The 2,516-nt window shown below is 61.0% G+C and carries 4 protein-coding genes; all 4 read right to left on the bottom strand.

The window, feature by feature from the left end; translation table 11 throughout:
- On the bottom strand, positions 1-205 hold a 205-nt coding region (locus WC421_11755; protein MFA5162901.1), incomplete at its 3' end, for a hypothetical protein.
- Entirely contained in the window at positions 202-1,206 is a 1,005-nt protein-coding gene (locus WC421_11750) for a hypothetical protein (GenBank protein ID MFA5162900.1), read from the bottom strand. The genes WC421_11755 and WC421_11750, both read right to left, overlap by 4 nt.
- Positions 1,203-1,370 carry a helix-turn-helix domain-containing protein gene (locus WC421_11745; protein ID MFA5162899.1) on the bottom strand — a complete coding sequence of 56 codons (168 nt, stop codon included), beginning with the start codon at positions 1,368-1,370 and terminating at the stop codon, positions 1,203-1,205. Before WC421_11745 ends, WC421_11750 begins: the two co-directional genes overlap by 4 nt.
- A gap of 206 nt (positions 1,371-1,576) precedes the next feature.
- A complete protein-coding gene (locus WC421_11740; GenBank protein ID MFA5162898.1) occupies positions 1,577-2,137 on the bottom strand; it encodes a hypothetical protein in 561 nt (186 codons plus the stop codon).
- Positions 2,138-2,516 lie beyond the last annotated feature (379 nt).

The following is a 2,516-nucleotide window of genomic DNA, read 5'->3' as shown; positions in this document are numbered from 1 at the left end:
TTTTGCCGGTCCCGCACGGACCGTAGGCAAAATGGCACTGCCGCGCCGCCGGGCCAGAGTGGTGGCGGATCATCTCCCAGGCCTCCGCGCACCGGTACAGCGCCGGGTCAGTGTCCGGCAGCGCCGCCCGTACGGTCTGGATGTCGAGCAGCCCCTCACCCGCGAGGGTCTGGAGCGCCCGGACGGTTTCCTGTTTTGTCTTCATGGTTTGGGTTCCTCTTTCGGGCGCCGCCGGAAACTGTTTTCGGGGATGTCGGCCAGGTCCGCGAGGGTCATGCCGTAGGTGAGTTTTGGCCCTGCCGGTTTCACGCCCTTCCAGCGGTCCAAGATTTTCCCGAATTTGTTCAAGGCATCGCCCTTTTTCTTGTCGCGCAGCGGCTGTATGGCCTTTACGACGCCACGCCAAAAAACGGCGTCGCGGTCATCTGTGGTGAACATCCACGTCAGCGCGCCCATGATGTCCTCCACCGGGTAGCAGTCTCGCCGGTGAAGTTTCGCGAGCGTGTCTCGCTCCTTGACCCATCCAGCACTGCCCGGCCTCGGAAGTTTTGCCGGGGCAATTTGCGCTTCAATCCACGCGCGGAGGGTGTCGTGGTAGGCGTCAAGGTCCGGCAGGCCCGCGAGCGGGTCCACGGAAGGCGCCTCCGGGTCCGGCTCTTGGACGCCCGGCAACGTGTTAGGTTCGGCATGCGCGCGCCGGGAAACCGCCCCGGTTTCACGCTCTTGATCTTCCTCTTCTTCTTTATCTATTCTACTCTGATCTAAGTCTAGGGAAACTTTCTTGCAAGTCGCTTGCAAGTTACGAGTGTGATTGTCATTGAGTTCAAACAACTTAGGAATTTTTACTTCAATGTTACCTTCGGCGTACTTGACAGTTACCCACTGGTTACTGGGGGGGGTAATGTCTGGGTAACCCTGGGGTAACCCTGGGGTAACCCTGGGGTAACCCTGGGGTAATGTGCTTGTCGCACCAAATTCAGATAGTATCCGAAAGTATTTTTCTGCCCGGTTATGGTGGCATCCAAGCCGACGCGCCCAAGCGGAAAGCGGCATAGAAGCGGTGAAGTCGTTCCCGTGAACGCTCATGCCGGAAACGGTTTCAAAAAGCAGCATCAAAAACCCGTAACCTTCCAACCCGGTACGGTCGAAAAACTGCGCTACGTCCCTCTCAGAGCATAGGGTTGACGGGTGCTTGAACCACTTCATTTTTGCGGCTCGTCTTTCATGCGCTGAACCACATCCTCGATACAAAAGCGCCACTGACCGCCGATGCGCACGGCTGGAATTTTACCGTCAGCGGCCAGCCGCCGTATGGTCTGCGGATGAACGCCAACCTGCTTTCCAAGTTCTATCGCGTCAACGTATTCCATGTTATGCTGTCCCTTTCTGCGCCAGATTATATCACGATGCATCGTAAATGTCAAGTGGGAAAAAGTTCGCCCCTGCCCGGTGCCGTCGCGCCCGGACAGGGGCAGAAAAAGCCACGGAGACAACGCACGATTGCGCCGAAAGGGCGCGCTGGGGACGCGCCGAAAAACGCAAGGTGCACCGTGGCTGATTCAATGTATTCATGATTTCACTTTCTCGCGGCGGTTGTCTTCGCCGTCAACACGATACCCGATCCCGCGCACACGAGCGGGTCATCATCGTGTTCAAGTTTCGCCCACGCGAGCCGGGCCAGTTTTTGGGCGCGGCCCAGGTCGGCGCGAATGCCATCCGCCTCGCGGGTCCATGCCGCGAGATGGGCGCGCGCCTGCGCCTCTTCACCGTCCGCGAAATCCTCTGGGTCATTGCCGTCGAGCAGCACCTCCACGCCCCCGATGGCAGCCCGCCATGCCGCGAGCTCGCCCGCGAGCCGGACCCAATCCTGCACCGCCTCGACCGCGAGATCGTCGGTGCTGAGCGAGCCGGCGCGGTCCTCGATGTCAATGAGCCCGTGTCCGCGCCCGTAGCGGCAGCCGCCGTTGTAGTGGCGGAAATTCGTGTCAACGTCCACGTCCCCGAGTTCCTGCGCGGCCTCGCGCGCGGCGTAAAACCACGCCTCCGCCGCCTCACGCGCTTCGTCGTGCTCCAAGTTGCGCGGCAGGTTCGCGTGATTCTGGACGTGTTCCGTGTTTCCGCAAATGACGATCTTCATGGTGTTCTCCTCGCCCCGTCACCGGGGCTGTTGTGCGGCGTCTCTGCCGCGTGGCGGGCACGGGCGCGGGTTTCTGCCGGGCCACCTCGCGCTGGATGGCGCCGCGTAGGAGTTCGTCGGATGCCAAAGGCGTTCCTGATAACCGCGCGCCTCCGGTCGCCGCCCTGACGCCATTCTCGGCCCGTTGCAGCGCCTCTGCTTTCTGTGCCTCTGTCAGGTGTCCGCCGCCTTCGGCCTTTGCGCGCCGCACATAGCCTGCAACCCGCCATGCAGAATGATGTGCTGGAAATATCCGGCCACCTCAACATGCCTGTCGCCTAACTCCGAAGATAACAACGGCTTGGACCACCGCACAGGATGCGCCGTCGAGAAATACGTC

This window comes from Elusimicrobiales bacterium (genome assembly GCA_041651175.1).
Classification (GTDB): Bacteria; Elusimicrobiota; Elusimicrobia; order Elusimicrobiales; family Elusimicrobiaceae; genus JAQTYB01.
The sequence above is the reverse complement of the archived record's forward strand: the minus strand, read 5'-3'. Positions and strand labels throughout refer to the sequence as shown.

Excerpts from the sequence above, each read along its gene's own strand:
- WC421_11750 (MFA5162900.1), bottom strand. The coding sequence starts at position 1,206 with ATGAAGTGGTTCAAGCACCCGTCAACCCTATGCTCTGAGAGGGACGTA.
- WC421_11745 (MFA5162899.1), bottom strand. The coding sequence starts at position 1,370 with ATGGAATACGTTGACGCGATAGAACTTGGAAAGCAGGTTGGCGTTCAT.
- WC421_11740 (MFA5162898.1), bottom strand. The coding sequence starts at position 2,137 with ATGAAGATCGTCATTTGCGGAAACACGGAACACGTCCAGAATCACGCG.